Below are 19,333 nucleotides of genomic sequence, written 5' to 3'. Positions count from 1 at the left end.
TCGATAACAATTTGTCGACCCTAGGCAAGTCAAGGAGGCCATGCGATGTCTGCAAGTCTGAAATTGGTAGAAAAAGGAAAGACAGTGGACCGTCAAAAAGCGCTCGACGCTGCACTTGCGCAAATAGATCGTGCTTTCGGTAAAGGTTCAGCAATGAAGCTGGGTTCTCGCGAAGCAATGAATATCGAGTCCATTCCAACCGGTTCGTTAGGATTGGATATTGCGCTTGGTATTGGCGGCCTTCCGAAAGGCCGCGTGATAGAAGTGTACGGGCCTGAAAGTTCGGGCAAGACCACCTTGGCATTGCATGTGATTGCAGAGGCTCAGAAGGCCGGTGGCACAGCGGCTTTTGTCGATGCAGAGCATGCTCTTGACCCGGTCTATGCCAACAAACTGGGCGTCGACATTGATGAATTGATTGTTTCTCAGCCTGATACAGGTGAGCAGGCACTCGAGATTACTGACACGTTGGTCCGTTCCAATGCGATTGACGTGCTGGTGGTCGACTCGGTCGCGGCGCTCGTCCCCCGCGCAGAAATTGAAGGTGAAATGGGCGATTCCCATGTCGGCCTTCAAGCGCGGCTTATGTCCCAATCGCTGCGTAAGCTGACCGGGTCGATCAACCGCTCCAAATGCATGGTCATCTTCATCAACCAATTGCGGATGAAGATCGGCGTCATGTACGGTAACCCAGAGACGACAACCGGCGGCAACGCGCTTAAATTCTATGCTTCTGTTCGCTTGGACATCCGCCGCACGGGCCAGATTAAGGACCGCGACGAAGTGGTTGGCAATTCAACCCGCGTGAAAGTGGTGAAGAACAAAGTTGCACCGCCGTTCAAGCAAGTTGAATTCGACATCATGTACGGTGAGGGCATTTCCAAGATTGGTGAGATACTTGATCTTGGCGTGAAGGCAGGCCTCGTAGAGAAATCAGGCAGTTGGTTCTCTTACGACAGCGTGCGAATTGGTCAGGGACGTGAAAACGCCAAGACCTTCCTCAAAGAGAACTCAGAGATGTGCAATCAGTTGGAAGCCGCCATTCGCGGCCGCACCGACGAGGTTGCCGAGGAGATGATGACAGGGCCGGACGCGGACTCTGACGACTGATCCTCAAGCGAGTGCGGTAATCGCATTCGGAAAATCGGAAAGCCGGTATGCGCCATCCCCCTTGGCGATGCCGGCTTTTCTGCATCTGGCATGGGGCTGCGCTTCGCAAACTTGCCGGATGTCAGTCCGTCTAAAGCCACATTATGGTAATGAAGAATTACGAACTCAGTGTGCATTGATCACGCGGTGGCTTGTCGCTGACCGCGTGATTGCCTAACTGCATTCTCGAAATGACTTCGACCAACGATATTCGCCGCTCTTTTCTCGACTTCTTCGGGAATGCTGACCACGCTGAGGTGCCCAGTGCACCACTGGTTCCCTATAACGATCCGACATTGATGTTCGTGAATGCGGGCATGGTGCCTTTCAAGAACGCATTCACTGGACTGGAGACGCCGCCTGCGCCGCGCGCCGCGTCTTCGCAGAAATGCGTGCGCGCTGGCGGTAAGCACAATGACCTGGACAATGTCGGATACACAGCGCGGCATCATACCTTCTTTGAGATGCTCGGCAATTTTTCGTTTGGCGACTATTTTAAAGAGCAAGCGATCCTGAACGCTTGGACGCTTCTAACGCAGGAATGGGGGCTTCCCGCAGATAAGCTCACCGCGACGGTCTATCACACCGATGATGAAGCGTTCGATCTGTGGCGCAAGATTTCCGGCCTGCCAGAGGAACGGATCATTCGCATTCCGACCAGCGACAACTTCTGGTCAATGGGCGACACCGGGCCATGCGGACCGTGTTCGGAAATTTTCTATGATCACGGTGAGCATATTGCAGGCGGCCCTCCGGGTAGCCCGGATGAAGACGGTGATCGCTTTGTCGAGATCTGGAATCTCGTCTTCATGCAGTTTGACCAGAAGGCTAGTGGTGAGCGCACCGACTTGCCGCGCCCGTCGATTGACACTGGTATGGGGCTGGAACGCATCGCTGCGGTTATGCAGGGTGTGCACAACAACTACGACACCGACACGTTCAAAGCGCTGATCGCTGCCTCGGAGCAGCTCACCGGAGTGGGCGGCGAAGGTGATGCAGTGGCAAGCCACCGGGTCATCGCGGACCATTTGCGTTCGGTCAGCTTCCTGATGGCTGACGGTGTGCTGCCGTCAAATGAGGGGCGTGGATATGTCCTTCGTCGGATCATGCGCCGCGCGATGCGGCATGCACACTTGCTCGGAGCGGGCGAGCCTCTGATGCACAGGCTTGTCCCGGCGCTGGTCACGGAAATGGGACAAGCCTATCCGGAGCTCACCCGCGGTCAAACCTTGATCCAGGAAGTGCTTGAGCGTGAAGAAACGCAGTTCCGCAAGACATTAGACAAGGGTCTAAAGCTGCTTGATGCAGAAGTAGCGATTATCGAACGCAACCGCGAGACGCTTCTCGATACCCTCAATGCTGAACCAGGTCAGCCCGATGCGATTAGGAACTTAGAGGGCTTTAAAGACGAACTCGATGGCGAGACCGCGTTTAAACTCTACGACACCTATGGTTTTCCCTATGATCTGACCGAAGACGCTCTGCGCGAACGCGGGATTGGCGTGGATGGCAAAGGCTTCGAAGCTGCGATGGAGCGCCAAAAGGCGGCGGCTCGCGCGGCTTGGAAAGGGTCTGGCGATGCGGCCTCGGGCGAGGTGTGGTTCGACATCGCAGAACGCGAAGGCGCGACAGAATTCACCGGCTACAATTCCACGTCAGGCGAGGGGACTGTGGTTGCGGTCGTAAAAGACGGTGCAGAGGTTCAATCGCTCAAAGCTGGCGAGAGCGCCGTTTTGCTGACCAATCAGACACCGTTCTACGGCGAAAGCGGTGGGCAAACCGGAGACACCGGCAGTATCAGCACGCCGAGCGGATTTGCCGCCAATGTGTCTGACACGGCGAAACCGCTGGGACGCCTTCATGCGCATCAGATCGAAGTAACTGAAGGCGAAGTGTCGGTCGGCGACAATGTGCATCTCGAGGTTGATAATGTGCGACGCGCGCAGGTACGCTCAAATCACTCCGCAACCCATTTGGTCCATGCGGCGCTGCGCAATCGACTTGGTGGACATGTTACGCAGAAGGGCTCGCTGGTCGCAGAGGACCGGCTGCGCTTCGACTTCTCGCACCCAAAGCCCTTGGAAGCTGATGACATAGCTGTCATCGAGGCTGAGGTGAACGCCGAGATTAGAGCTAACGAACCAGTCGGTACACGCCTAATGAGCCCAGATGACGCCGTTGAGGCGGGCGCTTTGGCACTGTTTGGTGAGAAGTACGGCGAGGAAGTACGCGTGCTTTCGATGGGGCGCGCTGGCTCGGAAGGGCGTTCATTCTCGGTCGAACTGTGCGGCGGAACGCATGTTTCGGCCACAGGCGACATTGGCGTGTTCCGGATCATCTCTGAGAGTGCCGTGTCCTCTGGTGTACGGCGCATAGAGGCGTTGACCGGTGAGGCTGCGCGCACTTGGCTGGTCGAACGCGAGAATGCTTTGAAGGCGGCGGCGAGTGCAATTCGTGCGACGCCAGAAGAGGTGCCCGCACGGGTCGCGGCGTTGCTTGATGAGCGCAAACGGCTTGAGAAGGAACTCGCGGAGGCGAAGAAGGCTCTGGCATTGGGCGGCGGCGCGAGCGGCGGCGATGGTCCCGCGCAAACGGATGAAGATGTTGGTGGAGTAACCTTCAGCGGCCAGGTACTCGATAGCCTGAGTCCGAAGGAACTGCGCCCGCTGCTCGATGAGGCGAAGACACGCCTTGGTTCCGGTATCGCAGCGGCGATCGCCGTGAACGATGGTCGGGCCGCTATTGCGGTCGCAGTGACTGATGATCTGACAGAGCGGTTTGACGCCACGTCTCTAGTACGTGTTGGCGTGGAAGCGCTTGGCGGCAAGGGCGGAGGCGGTCGTCCCGACATGGCGCAAGGCGGCGGTCCGGATGGCAGTAAAGCGGCGGATGCTCTGGCAGCGGTCAAGGCTGCCATCGCTGGGTAGGTACAGGCTAAGGCGTGTTGGTTGAGGTGCGCAATTGCGGCTTGCTGGTGAGTTTGCCGTCGCGCTCTAACCGCTCGCGAAATTCATCGCGCTTCTCGTGGATAGAGGCGATTACTGGCCCCATGGGTATGCCGATGTCGACCAGTACGGCCTCCGATAGCTGAAGCGAGCTCTCTAAGTTCTCCGGCACGGCATGGCTGGCACCTGCGCGGTATAGCGCGGCGGCGTGATCTGTGTCGCGCGCGCGGGCAACGATCAGCAGTTCGGGATAGCTCTTTCGCAGTTTTGTGACCAAGCGTTGAGCCAGGACAGGCTCATCCATGGTGAGGACGATTGCCGGAGCCTTTTCAATCCCGAGCCGTGACAATGCGTCTCCGCGCGCCGCATCACCGAATGCCGAACGGTAGCCATCGCGCGCCGCGCGTTCGATCAGGTCAGGGTCCGAATCGAGCGCAACATACGGCTGATCGTGCATCACCAGCATGTCCGCGATCAGGCGACCGACACGGCCCGCACCGATGATGATGGTGCGCGCTTCGTCCTCGTCTTCGTCGGGCAGCTCTGGGACGGGTTCCACTCGCCGGGCGATTACCCGTCCAAGGCGGGCGAGCAGCGGTGTGATGGTAAGGCCAATTGCCGTTACGATTTGCCAGAATTGCGCGGCTTCTGCATCAACGACTAGGGCGGTGGTAGCCGCCGCCAAGACGATCAGCGTCGTCTCGCTCGGGCTGGCCATCAGCACGCCGGTCTCTGCTGCGGTGCTCTTGCGCGCGCCCATCAGGCGCAACAGCACACCCGTAATGATAGCTTTGAACACCAGAACGCCTACGACAGCGAGCATGATCTCAGCCAGGTTCTGCCAAATCGTTGCGAGGTTGATGCTCATCCCGATGGTGATCAGGAACACGCCGAGTGCCAGGCCCTTAAAGGGTTCCATAATGCTCTCAACTTCACCGTGATACTCAGTCTCCGCGATCAGCAGGCCGACGATCAGCGCGCCAACGATGGGCGATAGACCGACCGCTGAAGTGGCTAGGCTGGCACCGATGACGACCAACAGGGAAGCGGCCAGGAACAGCTCCGGGCTCTTCGTTCGCGCAGCCTGTGAGAACAGCCGAGGGAGCGCGAAACGGCCGAGCACCAGCAGCGAGAGAATGACGAGACCGCCTTGCCACAGCGTGTCGGTGAGGCCGCTCCAGCCCTCGGCCTGCGCGTGCGGGGCAAGCGCGCCAAGGATGAAGACGATCGGTACGATCATGATGTCTTCGAACAACAGCATGGACAGCGCCGCGCGGCCAACCGGTGATTTCGTCCCTGAGATTGGCAGTACGATAGCGGTGGATGAGAAGGCGAGGGCGAATCCAAGCGCGAGCGCCCCGGTCCAGTCCATTCCGCTGATGTAGCCGAAGAACGCGGCGGACGCGGAACCGATGATTAGCAGCTCAAGCGAGCCAAGTCCGAACACCAGTTTTCGCAATTGCCACAGGCGGTTGAACGAGAGTTCTAGTCCAATGGCGAACAGTAGTAGGATGATGCCGAAATCGGCGAAGGGCGTTAATCGCTCTGGGTCTGATATGGTCACATGTCTGAGACCCGGGACGGCTTCGACTAGAGTGCCAAGGCCGTAAGGGCCGACCAGAACGCCGATCAGGATGAAGCCAATGATCGGAGTGATGCGGAATCTGGCGAATACAGGAATGACGATCCCGGCCGCGCCCAGGATGACCAACGCATCCTTCATCATTGGTGATAGAGAGAGTTCGCCCGCCATGTCAGTAGGCCAGAAGCGGCGCTAAGGCATCACCAGCCATCCGCGCCGCTCCTGTTTCAAGCAAGATCGATATTACGACCAGTTCGCCATTTCCTTCTCAAGGTTCGTGACGATCGCCTCGAAGAACTGCTCGGTTGTCAGCCAGTTTTGGCTTGGACCAATCAGCAATGCGAGGTCTTTCGTCATCGCGCCGTTTTCGACGGTTTCGATGCAGACCCGCTCAAGCGTTTCAGCAAACTTCACCACTTCAGGCGTCTCGTCGAACTTGCCGCGATACATCAGGCCGCGGGTCCAAGCGAAGATCGATGCAATCGGGTTGGTCGAGGTCGCCTTGCCTTGCTCGTGCTGACGGTAGTGACGGGTAACGGTGCCGTGTGCAGCCTCCGCTTCCACGGTCTTGCCATCAGGGGTCATCAGAACGGACGTCATCAGGCCAAGCGAGCCGAAGCCCTGAGCTACAGTGTCGGACTGAACATCGCCGTCATAGTTCTTACAAGCCCAAACGAACTTACCGCTCCACTTAAGGGCAGATGCAACCATGTCGTCGATCAGGCGGTGTTCGTAAGTGATGCCAGCTTCGCTGAATTTGGCAGCGAACTCATTGTCATAGACCTCTTCGAACAGGTCTTTGAAACGGCCATCATACTTCTTCATGATGGTGTTCTTGGTCGAGAGATAGACCGGCCATTTGCGATCCAGACCATAGTTCATGCAAGCCCGCGCGAAGTCGCGGATGCTGTCGTCCAGGTTGTACATCGCCATGGCGACACCCGATGACTGGAACTCATAGACATCAAGATCGATGTTCTGGCCATCTTCGCCTTCGAATACGAGGCGCAGCTTGCCCGGGCCAGGGATCAGCGTGTCGGTTGCACGGTATTGGTCGCCAAAGGCGTGACGGCCAACCACGATTGGGTCAGTCCAACCCGGGACCAGACGCGGTACGTTGTCGATCACGATTGGCTCACGGAAGACAACACCGCCCAGGATGTTGCGAATCGTGCCGTTTGGCGAACGCCACATTTGCTTGAGACTGAACTCTTCAACGCGGGCTTCATCAGGGGTGATGGTCGCGCATTTCACGCCAACGCCGTATTCCTTGATCGCGTTCGCCGCATCGACCGTGATTTGGTCGTCGGTTTCGTCGCGTTTCTCAATTGAGAGATCGTAATACTTCAGGTCAACGTCGAGATACGGCAGGATCAGCCGTTCGCGGATCCATTGCCATATGATCTTTGTCATCTCATCGCCGTCGAGTTCAACGACCGGGTTCTTGACCTGGATTTTTTGCATGGGAGGTGTCCCGTCCTTCATTGGATTTCGTGTGTTCGGATTGTGTTAGATAATCCCTGATCGCAGGCCTTAGCAGCTTTTGCCCGTGCCTCAAGCGTCAGCATGCCCCCAAATACCATTGTTTTGCGGGTTTTCGTGCCATTCACGGCTGCCATCGGTTCATCGCAGCTGGGGCACGCTTGGAACACCTGGAACACAGTCTTAGCGTGAAAATCCAATCGATCACACGGGGCCTGTTTGATCGGATTTCTCGATAAATGGCGAGGGCTGAGCATGCGTGCCGTTATATCCCGGCCCATGTGGAGTAGGAAAGTGATTGATCCGCGTACCGATGCTTCGGTTTAGCGCCAATTCCAGCGCGTACGCACACATCCACAAAGTTGCACTCGCGCAAACAAAAACCCGCCGGGTAAGGGCGGGTCTTCGTGAGTTTCATGATGGTGGGCGTACCAAGATTTGAACTTGGGACCCCTGCAATGTCAATACAGTGCTCTACCCCTGAGCTATACGCCCGCACCATCAGGAATGCCATGATTGCTCATAGCGGAGCGGCGCATTAACGCGGCTCTTTCAATCGTGCAAGCCATTAGCTCGCGCGCGCACTTAAAATCTAAAGACTCGCCTCGCGCTGCTCTTCAAACACACGCTCCACCTCAAGTACGAGATCGCGCAGGTGGAATGGTTTGGAGAGCACTTTAGCATGCGGCTGTTCGCGGCTTGCGCGCAGGGTAACGGCGGCAAAGCCAGTGATAAACATCACCTTGGTGCGCGGGCTGATCTCGGCGCAGCGCTGCGCCAGTTCAATCCCGTCCATTTCCGGCATGACAATATCTGACAGAAGCAGGTCAAAATGCTCTTTTTCAAGCAAAGGCACGGCCTCGGTTCCCCGATCCACCGTCGACACCTCATAGCCGGCATTGGTCAATGCCCTCTCTAGATAGGTGCGCATGGCTTCTTCATCCTCGGCGAGGAGGATCTTGGGAGAGGGGTTTGTCGTCATGCGAATCCAATAGCACCGCGAGCTTAAGAAATCCTAGCCGAAGATGCGATTGCCCTGCTTTGAGACATGGATCATCGCATTTACTGTATTTGGGATGTTTTTGACTTGGCCCGCGAAAGCAGGCAGCAAACCTGTGGCTATGGTTTTCGGCAAACAAAATCAGGACGATCTCGCGCCGTGAAAGCGGCGGCAGGGTCGCGGGCGATGCCCATGGCCCAGCGTTCAGTTTTTTTGCGCCAGGCTCCATGCCTTTGCCGGTTATTGTGGCCGCGCCGCATGGCGGACGGGTGTATCCGTCCAAAGTGGTCGCGGAAATGCGCGATCCAAAACTTTCGGCCCTGCGGTTGGAGGATCGCTATGTTGATCTGTTGGCTAGTCGCATCGCGAAGCAGACCGGCACCGGTTTGATGGTTGCGCATGCGCCGCGTGCGATGCTGGATCTCAATCGTTCCCGCGAGGATGTCGATTGGGGTATGATTATCGGCGATGATAAGCCGAATGTGCGCAATTCTCAGGTTAATCGCCGCGCGCGCAGCGGGCTGGGGCTCGTGCCGCGCCGCTTGCCGGGATTTGGCGAGATATGGCGCAGCGCTTTGCCGCGTAGAGAACTTGATCAACGGATCGACAATATTCACCGGCCTTACCATGCTTTTCTTACCCAGGAGCTGGAGCGTATTCGCGATCGGTGGGGCGCTGCGCTGCTGGTTGATCTGCATTCCATGCCGCCGCTGCGCTTAGCCGGATTCTGCAAACCCGCGCGCCCAAAGTGGTTCTGGGCGACAGATTCGGTGCGTCTTGCAATGGCGGCCTGATTGACCGCGCGTTCCGCTATCTGGAGGGGCAGGGCTATTCCGTGGCGCACAACCGGCCCTATGCGGGCGGCTTTGTGCTCGATCGGCAATCATCGCCGTCGCGGGGAATCCATGCGGTGCAGGTTGAGGTGTGCCGTTCTACCTATCTGGATGACCGGATGGCGGAACCCAGCGCAGGCCTAGGCCCGATGGCAAAAATGCTGGCAGGACTGGTGCGAGAGCTGGGCGCGGAAACAGCGCGCCTGGGCGATGATGGGCGGTTTGCGCAAGCTGCCGAGTGAGCGCGGCTTCTACCCAGGCCGTTCCGCCCTGCTTTTCTGAGCTTTCATAAACAAGCGAATGAACCCACATAAAAAACCACCCCGTGCAAAATTGCACGAGGTGGCCAAGGTTCAGGGAGGATCGCGCCAATCGGCGCGGTCTGTCAGCTCGGTCATGAGGGCAACCTTGCTGACACCAGATAAATAGGGCTTGGCAAGAGCTCGTTCAAGCCCCGGCCAAGCCCTGAGTGCTTCGTTAAGAAAGCTGCGTCGCGTAGATCAGTTGACCGTAGCTGGCGCAGGTGTTGGTTCAGGCATCTTTCCCTGTGCGGTTTGACGCTCAAACAGGGTGCGCATCAGGTTCAGCGAGAACAGGTGAGCGTGGATCAGCAAGATCATGCCGTTCTTGTTCAGCGCCTCCAGTGTGTCCGCTGGCAATTCACGCAATTTCTTCTCGTCAACCATGCGGAAACCGCGATAAACAAATGGATTGTCAGGCATGTCATTGCGGGTGATCGCAATTTCGCCATCCATCAAAATATCGAGCTTTTTCAATTCGTCCAGGAACGCACGAGTGCGCTGGCCGGACTCTTCGAACTTGCTGCAGAAATCGAGCACGCTCTTGGTGTATTCGCTGGATTCACCCTTATCGTCGAACAGTTCGTTGCCGTCTTTGTGATCGCCAACGACGCCAGAACTTGGGTCGAAGCAGAGCGAGAGTTCTTCTGAACCCTCCTGCAGTTTAGCGAGCATGAAGGGATAGCGGCGCACGTAAGCTGGCACGTAATTGTCAGCCATCATCTTGCCGTCGTCACCGATGAAGGTGTTCACGCCTTCGTTAAGACCCATCAGTGCGATCGGCAGTGGGTTCTCGCCAGCGGTAAAGACAATCGGGTAAGAACGCTGGGCATCGACGAACTCGTCAACCGTCAGAGGGATTGCGTGAGTGTCGGCTAGGAAAGACGCATCGTCGAAAGGCTTTACCTTCCAATCCTTGTGCTCCTTGCTGTTAAGCGGGAGCAGGTCTTTGTAAAACAGTGGAAGCTGCGGCTGAGGCGCGCTGGCCATGACGGTTCTCCGAATATTACGGTGCTGAAAAATGTGGGCGACTGGATAGCAAGCTATAAGCCGAACGGGCCGCGCTGTAGGCGTTCATGCGCCCGTGCGCAAGCACGGTTCAATGATTGATGAGCAGCTTTCCCGGGTTGAACAGTGATTTGGGGTCGAGCGCCTGCTTTACGCTGCGCATAATTGTGAGCGCGGCGGGATCGCTCAGCCGCTCCAATTCATGCACTTTGAGCTGCCCGATGCCGTGCTCTGCGCTGATCGAACCGCCCCATTCGCACACCATTTCATAAACGAGGCTGGAGATTTTCTTACCCTCGGTTTCTTCCCATGTCCCCGGTGTGGCGCCGTTGGGGGCGAGGACATGAAAATGGACATTGCCATCGCCCAAATGGCCAAAGGCCGCCGCTGTGGTGCCTAGGCAAAGGCGCTTTCTACCGCCGGAATCGCCTTAAGGATGAATTCGGGCATTTTCTCCACCGGCACAGAGATATCGTGCTGCATCGCTGGACCGATGGCGCGCTCTGCAGCAGAAATCGAATCGCGCAGCAGCCAGAATTGCTCCGCCTGCGTTTCATTCGCGGCGATCGCGGCATCTTCGAGCAATTCCTGCTCGAATGCGTCGGCCATAATGGTCTCGACCTGCTCGCGCAGGGCGTCTGCATCCTCGGCGGTGGAGACGAACTCGATAAGCGCATACCAGGCGTGGCTTTGGTTCAGCGGAGAGCGTGCATCGGGCAGGTGATCGAGAACGTTGATCAGGCAGTGATCAGGCACGACCTCAAAGCCCTCCAGCGTGTCGCCCAGCGCGCGGTCTACATGGCGCAGCAGCGTGCGAGCCGCCGTGATGCTGGATAGGCCCGCCCATACGGCGATCCGCCCACGATGCTCGGGCAGCAGGCGCAGGTTCGCGGCGGTGACGATGCCCAGCGTCCCCTCTGATCCGATCAGCAATTGTTTGAGATCAAACCCGCGATTGTCTTTCTTAAGCGCGGTCAGCCCATCAAAAATCTCACCATTGGGCAGCACCGCCTCTAGCCCAAGAACCTGAGCGCGCATTGTCCCATGCCTCAGCACCTGCGTGCCGCCCGCATTGGTGGAGACAAGCCCGCCCACTGTTGCAGAGCCTTTACCGCCGAGCGTCAGGGGAAAGCGCATCTGCTTGGCTTCAGCGGCCTCATGCAGAGTTTGCAGGATCACACCCGCCTCGCAAACGGTCTGGCTCAGGCATCGGCGTCCATGCTGCGGATGGCGTTCATCCGGCGCAGCGAAAGCAGGATGGCCGCGCCGCTCTCATCCGGAGTTGCGCCGCCGCACATGCCGCTGTTGCCGCCTTGCGGGACAATGGGGATCGAATGCTGCGCGCACAGTTTGACCAGCTCGGCCACTTCCTGCGTTGAGGCAGGTGAGGCGAGGGCAAGTGCGCGCCCGGTGTAGCGCCCACGCCAGTCGGTCAGCCATGGCTCCAGCGCATCATTGTCCTGTGTGAAGCCTTTAGCCCCAAGCAATTGCGCCGCTGCGGCGAGGAATCTATCGTGGTTCGTCATTGCGCGCGCTATGCCACACAGCGATGCGAATGCTCCAGAGTTTTGTAATCAAACTGACAATCAATTAAGCCGCCATTCAATTCTAGCTGCTAAACGCGTCCAATCGAGCAAGCCCACAGGGGGGTGAGCGACACTTTTTAGGAGGCCCAAACCATGCAAGGCATGCTCGCATTTGCGGCCCCAATTGCGTTGTTCGCCGCGCTCGCCTCGCAAAGCACGGGCGTTGCCAATGCAGCTCCGGCGCCTTTTTCGCCCGTTCCGGTTGAAACTCAGGCGCCCGATGTCGCCCCTTCCAATGCGCTGAGCGATGAGCAGAAACCGCCGCTGGCCAAATCGCCGGCAAAGACGCGCAGTCAGGCTGACATTCCCGTTTCCGCCAATCCGCTGAACGCGTGGCAGCAGACCAACACCGCCCATCAAGTGCGCATTGAGCAGCGGGTGATCATCCGCATTTCGCCTCAGCGGCCGAGCCGGGGCAGCCAATTGCTGGCCGACCTCCCGCGTCAGGGGCTCAACACTCGCTATGAAGAGCGTAAGATGGACAAATGCCTTGCGGTGGAAGACATCGCGGGCGTGCAAACCGGGCGGGGCAATCGTCTGCTGCTGTTCCTGCGCGACCGCCGGATCATCTCGCTCAACCTTGAAAAGGCCTGTCTTGCCCGTGAGTTCTATTCCGGCTTTTATGTCGAGAAGAACGATGACGGAAAGCTGTGCGTCTCGCGCGACAAGTTGCAATCGCGCGCTGGTTCAAAATGCGAAGTTGAACGCATGCGGCAATTGGTGGCCGTCAAAGACTAGCTGCCGCGCAGCGCCGGGCGTGGCTTCGCCGTCCAGCCAAGCGCCCATTTCCTTGACTTTACGGCCAGTTTCGGCGATTGGCGCAGCAATTCTTGCATGAAGGGTTCATGTGAGATTTTGACCGGCAGCGAGCAAGCTGCCCGCTATATCCGGAAAACACGCTTATAATGACTTTCGCCGATCTCGGCCTCTCACCTGAATTGCTCAAAGCCGTCGAAGACGCTGGCTACACTGAGCCCACCGCCATCCAAGCAGAGGCGATACCGCCCGTGCTGATGATGAAAGACATCATCGGCATTGCGCAAACCGGCACGGGTAAGACCGCCAGTTTTGTGCTGCCCATGATCGACATCATGGCCAGTGGCCGCCGCCGCGCACTGATGCCGCGCTCACTTATTCTTGAGCCTACACGCGAACTTGCCGCGCAAGTTGCAGAAAATTTCGAGAAATATGGCAAGAACCACGACCTGAAAATGGCGCTGCTTATCGGCGGCGTCCAAATGGGGGATCAGCTCAAAGCGCTGAACGAAGGTGTCGATGTTCTGATCGCGACCCCGGGCCGCCTGATGGACCTGTTTGAGCGCGGCAAAATCCTGCTCAATGGCTGCGAATTGCTGGTCATTGATGAAGCGGACCGCATGCTCGACATGGGCTTTATTCCCGATATCGAGTTCATCTGTTCCAAACTGCCGGAAACCCGGCAAACCATGCTGTTTTCAGCGACCATGCCGCCGCCCATTGCAAAGCTGGCAAAGACGTTCCTGTCCAATCCCAAGCGGATTGAGACGGCCCGTGCGGCGACCACCAACAAAGATATCACCGCCTTTAAGGTGAACGTGGAGCAGCGCGCGAAGCTGTCGACTCTGCAATGGCTGCTGCGCAACGACCTCGTTGAAACCGCGATCGTTTTCTCAAACAAGAAAATGACCGTTCGTGAACTCAATAAGAAGCTGCAGAACGACGGTTTCCGCAGTGGAGAGATCCACGGCGATATTGATCAGAACACGCGCCAGAAAGAGCTAGAACGGTTTAAGTCAGGCGATATCAATATTCTGGTCGCCTCTGATGTGGCCGCTCGCGGGCTCGATATCAAAGGCGTTAGCCACGTCTTCAACTATGATACGCCGTGGCATCCGGATGATTATGTCCACCGGATCGGCCGCACGGGCCGCGCCGGGGCAAAAGGCCGGGCGTTCACCTTTGTGACGAAATCCGACGCAGAGGCGATCGACAATGTCGAGAAGCTGACCAAGAACACAATCCCGGTGTTTGGCAAAGACGACGTTCGCGTTGAGATTGCTGATCCAAAAGCATCGAAATCCTCCGATGATGAGGGCGAAAAGCCGGAGAAGTCGGAAAAGCCCGCCCGCCGCTCTCGCTCTAGAAAGCGTGACGAGGACGGTGATACGCAGGACGCACCGCGCGAGGCAAAGAAAGAGCGCAAGCCGCGCCGCGCCCGCGAAGAGCGATCAGATCGTGAAGAGCGCCCGGAACGCGACAAACGTGAAGAACGACCAGAACGCGTTGAGAAGTCAGAAAAGCGCAACCGGGGCGGCGGACGCCGCCGCCGCGACGAGGACGATGAGCCAGTGCCAGCGGGCGAGTGGAACGGTCCAAAGCCCGGCTTCCTCGACATGGGCTTCAAGGACTGAGAAGCGCGGATTGCTCCGCACCCTTGTAGATTTTTTGAAAATTGGGTGGGGTTACCCATTTCCTCGGTGCAATTGGTTGGTATGAAGCCTTTGCGACCCGAGGTTCGAGCATCGAACCTGCACTACACGCCCCGCCGCGGAAACGCGCGCGGGGCTTTTTTGTGCTCGAATGTTCAAGAATATTGAACTGAGTGAGGTCGTCTTGGCCAAAGACCGCAAGCGAGCTCGTTTTAGGGGTTCACATTGCCGCGCTGAAGACGATGAAGCAGCGCGAGCGGGCGAATGGAACGTTCCAGCGCCCGGCATTCTCGATATGGGTTTTAAGGTCTTTTCGGCCTAGGGCACCGCAACAGCGTGGGCGATCATGCGATTGCCCTCAAAGACGGCGCGGTCCTCAACATTGGTGTCGTCGACGAAAACGAAATCGAACACGCCGTCGGCGTTGCTGTCGCTGTGCAACATCACGATATACATCGCGCCGCTTTCCGGTGTGGGATTGAGAGTGATCGTCACATCTTTGTTGGTACCGCTTTTGATGTGGGTGTAGCCCGCGACATAGTCGCCATTGGGCTTGCCATCGATAAACGGATGCATGACCAGCCAGCCATCGCCGTCGATGTGAACCTCTGAGAATGTCAGCGTGGTTCCATCACCGCGGCGCACCGCGCTGGTCCGATTGGTGATCCGCTGTTCGGTGTAGGGGCGTTGCTCCTCAGCTAGCTTTAAATCTTCGACTATGATCCAATTGGCTTCGCCATTGCCCAGCACGATGCCGCCGGGATTGGCCTGCTCCTGAGCGGTGGCCAGCGGCGCGGTAAGCGAGACGCCGATAAGAGCCGCGCCGCCAAGTACAGATTTAAGCATGCTCATGATTTTCCCTATGTCAAAAGCCGTTGCCTGAAGTTGGCACATTCTGAACCATAGAGGAAGTTGGAAGCGAACCTAGGCGCTCTTGGGTTCATGATCTTTCGTCAATTCGGCTAGGAACGCGTCGCTTTCATCCAATCGCAACGCCACGCCGGAAATTGCCTTGGTACGGCCGAAAAGCGTTGGAACGCTGATCGGATGTTTGAGGCGCAGACTGCAATTGGGCGAGGACATAATCGCGAGGCTCAAGACCTCTTTGCTCTCCAACTCCTCGCTCGTGAAACGGGTATGAGTTGACTCGATTGAGCCGCGGGGAACCTCAAAATCATACAGCATTCCGCTGCGCACGCGCACGCTGTCCTCCGTTAGCAATACGGGATTGATGCGGAAGCTTTTGAGCTGTGCCATCGTCCAGATCACGCCCCAAATGCTCAGTGCCAGCAGCACCCAAGCCACAGTGGGCTTCCACAGCATCAGTAGGAAATGAACCACACTGATCTCGATCAGTTGAAGCACCAGGAACGTGGCGATCATAGGTGTTAAATAGGTGTGATAGGAGAAGGCGCGCGCTCCGGCGGGCACATCGACAGGCGCGCCCCAGCGCAGCAGGCCAAGGCTAAGCATTTTTGATTCTGTCACCACCTGTTTGACCAGTGACTTTGGCAAGATGCGCTCAAAGCCGGCGATGATCGACCCGGTTTCGCGGTAGGCGGAGACAATGTGAAGCGCGCACATCACCAAATAGAGGGCGAGGGTGGCACTGGCGGCGATCAACACGTGCGGAAGCGCAAAGTACTCTGCGCGAACGGGAGCAGAGGCACCGATCAGAACGACAATGCTGGCTATGGATAGCGCACCGATCACCTGGACGAACGCAGGCTTGTGATCGTCCGCCTTTGCTATCAGGGCGAGCAGCAGCGCATCGGCGACAATCCAGGCGAAAAGGATGGCGGCCCAGCCTGAATTTGCCTGTGCCCAAGGTGTGAAGGTGAGAAACCTGGCCAACGCGATAGCGGCCAAGGGAAGCAGCAGGGGCAGGCCCTTCGCTATTGGCTTAGGCAATGCTCGCATGATCGGCTCCTCCTGCTGTGTGTGCAGTGGATAATATAACGGCGAAGCGGTGCCAATGCGATTTCACGCATCGTGTGTTGCGAGAGCCTGGAGAATGCAGGTTCGACTTTACTCTTCCGGATCGGTCGATTGCTCAAGGCGGTGAGAAAGAAGGCCCAAGCACATGATCGAGCCTGTTCTTGCTTCCTGCGCGGGGTCGACAATCAAGCCCAACGAGCCGCATGGGTAATTCGCCTTCAAAGATGCGCTGTTCCTCAGCCTCTATTGGAGCAATTTTCGCTCCGCGGACATCGCACTGCTCTGCTATTTTCAGAAATGGTTCAAGATAGTCTCGCGGACCTACACCCATTACCACTGGCTCATCTTCCGCATCGACTGAAAGCTCGAAATGGTTCTCTGGGAGATCGCATGATGTCTGTTCTGAGTTGCTGTTAGCATCGTGTTTCAATGAAGTTGCCACAGGTGTTAGTTCGTCCCAGAGATCGTCAGAAGACACCGGCCAAGGCAATGAAAAGCTCGGGAGAAGCCTTACAACCGTCATTTCACCTGCACTTCCGGTGCACGAAATTTCCCACCCATTTTTTGTGGCGATGCTCTCAATGAGCTCAATTTGGGGTGGCATTCCGGATGCCAGCATCGGATGCCTTGGATCCACGCGTTTCATTAGCTCTGGATCGAGTTGAACGACTGCGATTGCGCTCAGCCCAAAGAGGGCGAGGACCCAAAATACAATTCTCATCGCTTTTGACTAACCCCCATTCCGCAACATCCACAGATCGACTAGAATTGGATGGCTCACTCAGTCAGTTTCACAAAGCTGTCGAGCACGCGTTTTGTGCCGAATTCTTCGAACTCGATCTCCAGCTTGTTGCCTTCTTGATCGGTCACGCAGCCGGTCCCGAATTTCTCGTGGTGCACCATAGCGCCGATGGTGATGTCGCTACGCGGTTTCGCGGCGAAGCTGGCGGCGGAGCGGGTGTTTTCGCGCATACGCTTTGGCTTGGTGTCATAGCCAGTGGCGAGCGCGCGCTGCCATCCGGGGCCGCGGTTTTCCGACTTGCCGGGCTGCGTCTGCGCGACGTGGGCGAAGGGGTCGTCCTGCTCGCTCCAATTCGCCTGCCACAGGGAGGCGCCACCGGTCATGGTGGTTTCCTGATCGATGTGTTCGTCGGGCAATTCCTCGATAAAGCGCGAGGGGATCGAGCTGGTCCATTGGCCGTAAATCCGGCGGTTGGCGGCGTGGAAGATGTGGCATTTGCGCCGGGCCCGGGTGATCGCAACGTAAGCGAGGCGGCGCTCCTCCTCCAGGCTGGCGAGGCCGCCTTCGTCGAGAGAGCGCTGTGATGGAAAGACGCCTTCTTCCCAGCCGACGCAGAACACATGGTCAAATTCGAGACCCTTGGCCCCGTGGATCGTCATGATTGTGATGGTCTCTTCATCATCGCTGCGATCATTGTCCATCACCAGGCTGACATGTTCCAGGAAATCGCCGAGCGTCTCGTACTCCTCCATCGCGCGGGCGAGCTCTGAGAGGTTTTCGAGCCTGCCAGCGGCCTCTGGACTGCGCTCGTTTTGCAGCATGTCGTTATAGCCGGTTTCATCGAGCACCAGCCGCAGCAGATCGGCCGGGGTCAGCTCATCCGCGCTTTCGCGCCAGCTGAGGAATTGCCGCATGAGCGCGCCAATGGTGTTCGCCGCGCGCGCAGGCAGCTCGTCACTGTCAGCCAGATCGAGCGAGGCAGCGGCCAGCGGCATGCCGGTGCGACGCGCATGGCTGTGCATTTTTTCCAGCGTCTTTGCGCCAAGCCCGCGTTTTGGCTGGTTGTAAATCCGCTCAAAGGCGAGGTCGTCTTGCGGCTGAGCAATTACCCGGAGATAGGCGAGGGCGTCGCGAATTTCGGCGCGTTCATAGAAGCGGAAGCCGCCGATGATCCGGTAGTTGATGCCAATCTGGATGAAGCGGTCTTCAAACTCGCGGGTCTGATATTGCGCGCGCACCAAAATGGCGACCCGGTCGAGCGGTGCGCCTTCGCCCTCCAGACGTTCGATCTCTTCACCTACCCGGCGGGCTTCCTCTGGCGCATCCCAAACGCCCACGACTTTCACTTTGTCGCCTGCGTTCACCTCGGTCCAAAGCGTCTTTTCGTGTCGTTCGCTATTGGCGCGGATCAGGCCAGAGGCCGCGCCAAGAATATGTGGGGTGGAGCGATAGTTCTGCTCCAGCCGAACCACATGTGCACCCGGAAAATCCTTTTCAAAGCGCAGGATGTTGGCAACCTCCGCCCCGCGCCATGAATAGATCGACTGGTCATCATCGCCGACGACACAGATGTTCTTATGCTCCTGAGCCAGCAGGCGCAGCCACAGATATTGGACGGCGTTGGTGTCCTGATATTCGTCAACAAGGATATATTTCCAGCGCCGCTGATAATCGACCAGCACATCATGATGCTTGCGGAAGATATTGAGGATATGCAGCAGCAGATCGCCAAAATCGCAGGCGTTGAGCGCGATCAGCCGGTCCTGATAGGCGCGGTACATCGCTTTCCCCCGGCCATTGGCAAAGGCCTCGCTATCCCCGACATCGAGATCGCCGGGGTTCAGCCCGCGGTTCTTCCAGCGGTCGATCAATCCCGCCAGCTGACGCGCAGGCCAGCGCTTCTCATCAATATCCTCGTCCCGGATCAGCTGCTTTAACAAGCGCAGCTGATCGTCGGTGTCGATGATGGTGTAATTGGATTGCAGGCCAACCAGCTCTGCATGACGGCGCAGCATCTTGGCGCAGATCGAATGGAACGTGCCAAGCCACGGCATGCCCTCAACGCTCTCACCCAGATGACGGGCAACCCGCTCGCGCATTTCGCGCGCGGCCTTATTGGTGAAGGTCACGCACAGGATTTGGCTGGGGTAGGCGCGCCGGGTGGCGACCAGGTGCGCCAGCCGCGCGGTCAGCGCCGCTGTCTTGCCAGTGCTGGCCCCCGCCAGCATCAGCACTGGGCCCTCTGTAGTCAGCACAGCCTCTCGCTGCGGCGCGTTCAATTGTGCGGCATAGGCCGGGATCGGTGCGCTGTCGGGCGGCGGAGCGTTGGCGGGTATGGCATGGGGTTCTGTCATAACAATG

At 57.8% G+C, this 19,333-nt stretch carries 12 protein-coding genes, 1 tRNA gene and 2 pseudogenes; 5 read left to right on the top strand and 10 right to left on the bottom strand.

The window, feature by feature from the left end; genetic code table 11:
• Window positions 1–45: 45 nt before the first annotated feature.
• Both recA and alaS read left to right on the top strand, forming a co-directional pair.
• Entirely contained in the window at window positions 46–1,110 is a 1,065-nt protein-coding gene (recA, locus tag AC0V6Z_RS13305; RefSeq protein WP_472638922.1) for a recombinase RecA, read from the top strand.
• 230 nt (window positions 1,111–1,340) lie between these two features.
• On the top strand, window positions 1,341–4,076 hold the full coding sequence (gene alaS / locus AC0V6Z_RS13300) for an alanine--tRNA ligase (protein WP_472638921.1): 2,736 nt from the start codon (window positions 1,341–1,343) through the stop codon (window positions 4,074–4,076).
• A gap of 7 nt (window positions 4,077–4,083) precedes the next feature.
• Here alaS and AC0V6Z_RS13295 read toward each other — a convergent pair whose 3' ends face one another.
• The 4 genes from AC0V6Z_RS13295 to cpdR all read right to left on the bottom strand — a co-directional run bounded on the left by AC0V6Z_RS13295 (window position 4,084) and on the right by cpdR (window position 8,140).
• The gene (locus AC0V6Z_RS13295; protein ID WP_472638920.1) at window positions 4,084–5,847 is read right to left on the bottom strand and encodes a cation:proton antiporter domain-containing protein; all 1,764 of its coding nucleotides are present in this window, start codon (window positions 5,845–5,847) and stop codon (window positions 4,084–4,086) included.
• Between the two features lie 72 nt (window positions 5,848–5,919).
• Complete coding sequence (locus tag AC0V6Z_RS13290; protein ID WP_472638919.1) at window positions 5,920–7,140, bottom strand: NADP-dependent isocitrate dehydrogenase; 1,221 nt, start codon at window positions 7,138–7,140, stop codon at window positions 5,920–5,922.
• Between the two features lie 438 nt (window positions 7,141–7,578).
• Window positions 7,579–7,653, bottom strand: a tRNA-Val gene (locus AC0V6Z_RS13285).
• A 97-nt stretch (window positions 7,654–7,750) separates the two neighbouring features.
• Entirely contained in the window at window positions 7,751–8,140 is a 390-nt protein-coding gene (gene cpdR / locus AC0V6Z_RS13280; RefSeq protein WP_472638918.1) for a cell cycle two-component system response regulator CpdR, read from the bottom strand.
• Between the two features lie 245 nt (window positions 8,141–8,385).
• Here cpdR and AC0V6Z_RS13275 point away from each other — a divergent pair.
• Window positions 8,386–9,233, top strand: a pseudogene (locus AC0V6Z_RS13275) (N-formylglutamate amidohydrolase).
• A gap of 258 nt (window positions 9,234–9,491) precedes the next feature.
• Here the strand turns inward: AC0V6Z_RS13275 and AC0V6Z_RS13270 are convergent.
• Entirely contained in the window at window positions 9,492–10,280 is a 789-nt protein-coding gene (locus AC0V6Z_RS13270) for a SapC family protein (protein WP_472638917.1), read from the bottom strand.
• A 109-nt stretch (window positions 10,281–10,389) separates the two neighbouring features.
• A pseudogene (locus AC0V6Z_RS13265) lies at window positions 10,390–11,824 on the bottom strand (FAD-binding oxidoreductase).
• Window positions 11,825–11,977: 153 nt separating this feature from the next.
• Between AC0V6Z_RS13265 and AC0V6Z_RS13260 the strand changes: the two are divergent.
• Both AC0V6Z_RS13260 and AC0V6Z_RS13255 read left to right on the top strand, forming a co-directional pair.
• Window positions 11,978–12,622 (top strand): hypothetical protein, encoded by a 645-nt coding sequence (locus AC0V6Z_RS13260; RefSeq protein ID WP_472638916.1) that lies wholly within the window; start codon window positions 11,978–11,980, stop codon window positions 12,620–12,622.
• Between the two features lie 167 nt (window positions 12,623–12,789).
• The gene (locus tag AC0V6Z_RS13255) at window positions 12,790–14,274 is read left to right on the top strand and encodes a DEAD/DEAH box helicase (protein ID WP_472638915.1); all 1,485 of its coding nucleotides are present in this window, start codon (window positions 12,790–12,792) and stop codon (window positions 14,272–14,274) included.
• Between the two features lie 336 nt (window positions 14,275–14,610).
• Here AC0V6Z_RS13255 and AC0V6Z_RS13250 read toward each other — a convergent pair whose 3' ends face one another.
• The 4 genes from AC0V6Z_RS13250 to AC0V6Z_RS13235 form a co-directional block, all read right to left on the bottom strand.
• Window positions 14,611–15,144, bottom strand: coding sequence for a DUF7282 domain-containing protein (locus tag AC0V6Z_RS13250; protein ID WP_472638914.1), 534 nt, complete (start codon window positions 15,142–15,144; stop codon window positions 14,611–14,613).
• Window positions 15,145–15,216: 72 nt separating this feature from the next.
• The gene (locus tag AC0V6Z_RS13245) at window positions 15,217–16,212 is read right to left on the bottom strand and encodes a hypothetical protein (protein WP_472638913.1); all 996 of its coding nucleotides are present in this window, start codon (window positions 16,210–16,212) and stop codon (window positions 15,217–15,219) included.
• Between the two features lie 133 nt (window positions 16,213–16,345).
• On the bottom strand, window positions 16,346–16,951 hold the full coding sequence (locus AC0V6Z_RS13240) for a hypothetical protein (protein WP_472638912.1): 606 nt from the start codon (window positions 16,949–16,951) through the stop codon (window positions 16,346–16,348).
• 56 nt (window positions 16,952–17,007) lie between these two features.
• A complete protein-coding gene (locus AC0V6Z_RS13235; protein WP_472638911.1) occupies window positions 17,008–19,326 on the bottom strand; it encodes an ATP-dependent helicase in 2,319 nt (772 codons plus the stop codon).
• Window positions 19,327–19,333 lie beyond the last annotated feature (7 nt).

This window comes from Erythrobacter sp. SN6-5, from assembly GCF_057364945.1.
Note: the sequence above shows the minus strand (reverse complement) of the source record. Positions and strands in the feature narration are given on the sequence as shown.

Excerpts from the sequence above, each read along its gene's own strand:
- recA (WP_472638922.1), top strand. The coding sequence starts at position 46 with ATGTCTGCAAGTCTGAAATTGGTAGAAAAAGGAAAGACAGTGGACCGT.
- alaS (WP_472638921.1), top strand. The coding sequence starts at position 1,341 with ATGACTTCGACCAACGATATTCGCCGCTCTTTTCTCGACTTCTTCGGG.
- AC0V6Z_RS13295 (WP_472638920.1), bottom strand. The coding sequence starts at position 5,847 with ATGGCGGGCGAACTCTCTCTATCACCAATGATGAAGGATGCGTTGGTC.
- AC0V6Z_RS13290 (WP_472638919.1), bottom strand. The coding sequence starts at position 7,140 with ATGCAAAAAATCCAGGTCAAGAACCCGGTCGTTGAACTCGACGGCGAT.
- cpdR (WP_472638918.1), bottom strand. The coding sequence starts at position 8,140 with ATGACGACAAACCCCTCTCCCAAGATCCTCCTCGCCGAGGATGAAGAA.
- AC0V6Z_RS13270 (WP_472638917.1), bottom strand. The coding sequence starts at position 10,280 with ATGGCCAGCGCGCCTCAGCCGCAGCTTCCACTGTTTTACAAAGACCTG.
- AC0V6Z_RS13260 (WP_472638916.1), top strand. The coding sequence starts at position 11,978 with ATGCAAGGCATGCTCGCATTTGCGGCCCCAATTGCGTTGTTCGCCGCG.
- AC0V6Z_RS13255 (WP_472638915.1), top strand. The coding sequence starts at position 12,790 with ATGACTTTCGCCGATCTCGGCCTCTCACCTGAATTGCTCAAAGCCGTC.
- AC0V6Z_RS13250 (WP_472638914.1), bottom strand. The coding sequence starts at position 15,144 with ATGAGCATGCTTAAATCTGTACTTGGCGGCGCGGCTCTTATCGGCGTC.
- AC0V6Z_RS13245 (WP_472638913.1), bottom strand. The coding sequence starts at position 16,212 with ATGCGAGCATTGCCTAAGCCAATAGCGAAGGGCCTGCCCCTGCTGCTT.
- AC0V6Z_RS13240 (WP_472638912.1), bottom strand. The coding sequence starts at position 16,951 with ATGAGAATTGTATTTTGGGTCCTCGCCCTCTTTGGGCTGAGCGCAATC.
- AC0V6Z_RS13235 (WP_472638911.1), bottom strand. The coding sequence starts at position 19,326 with ATGACAGAACCCCATGCCATACCCGCCAACGCTCCGCCGCCCGACAGC.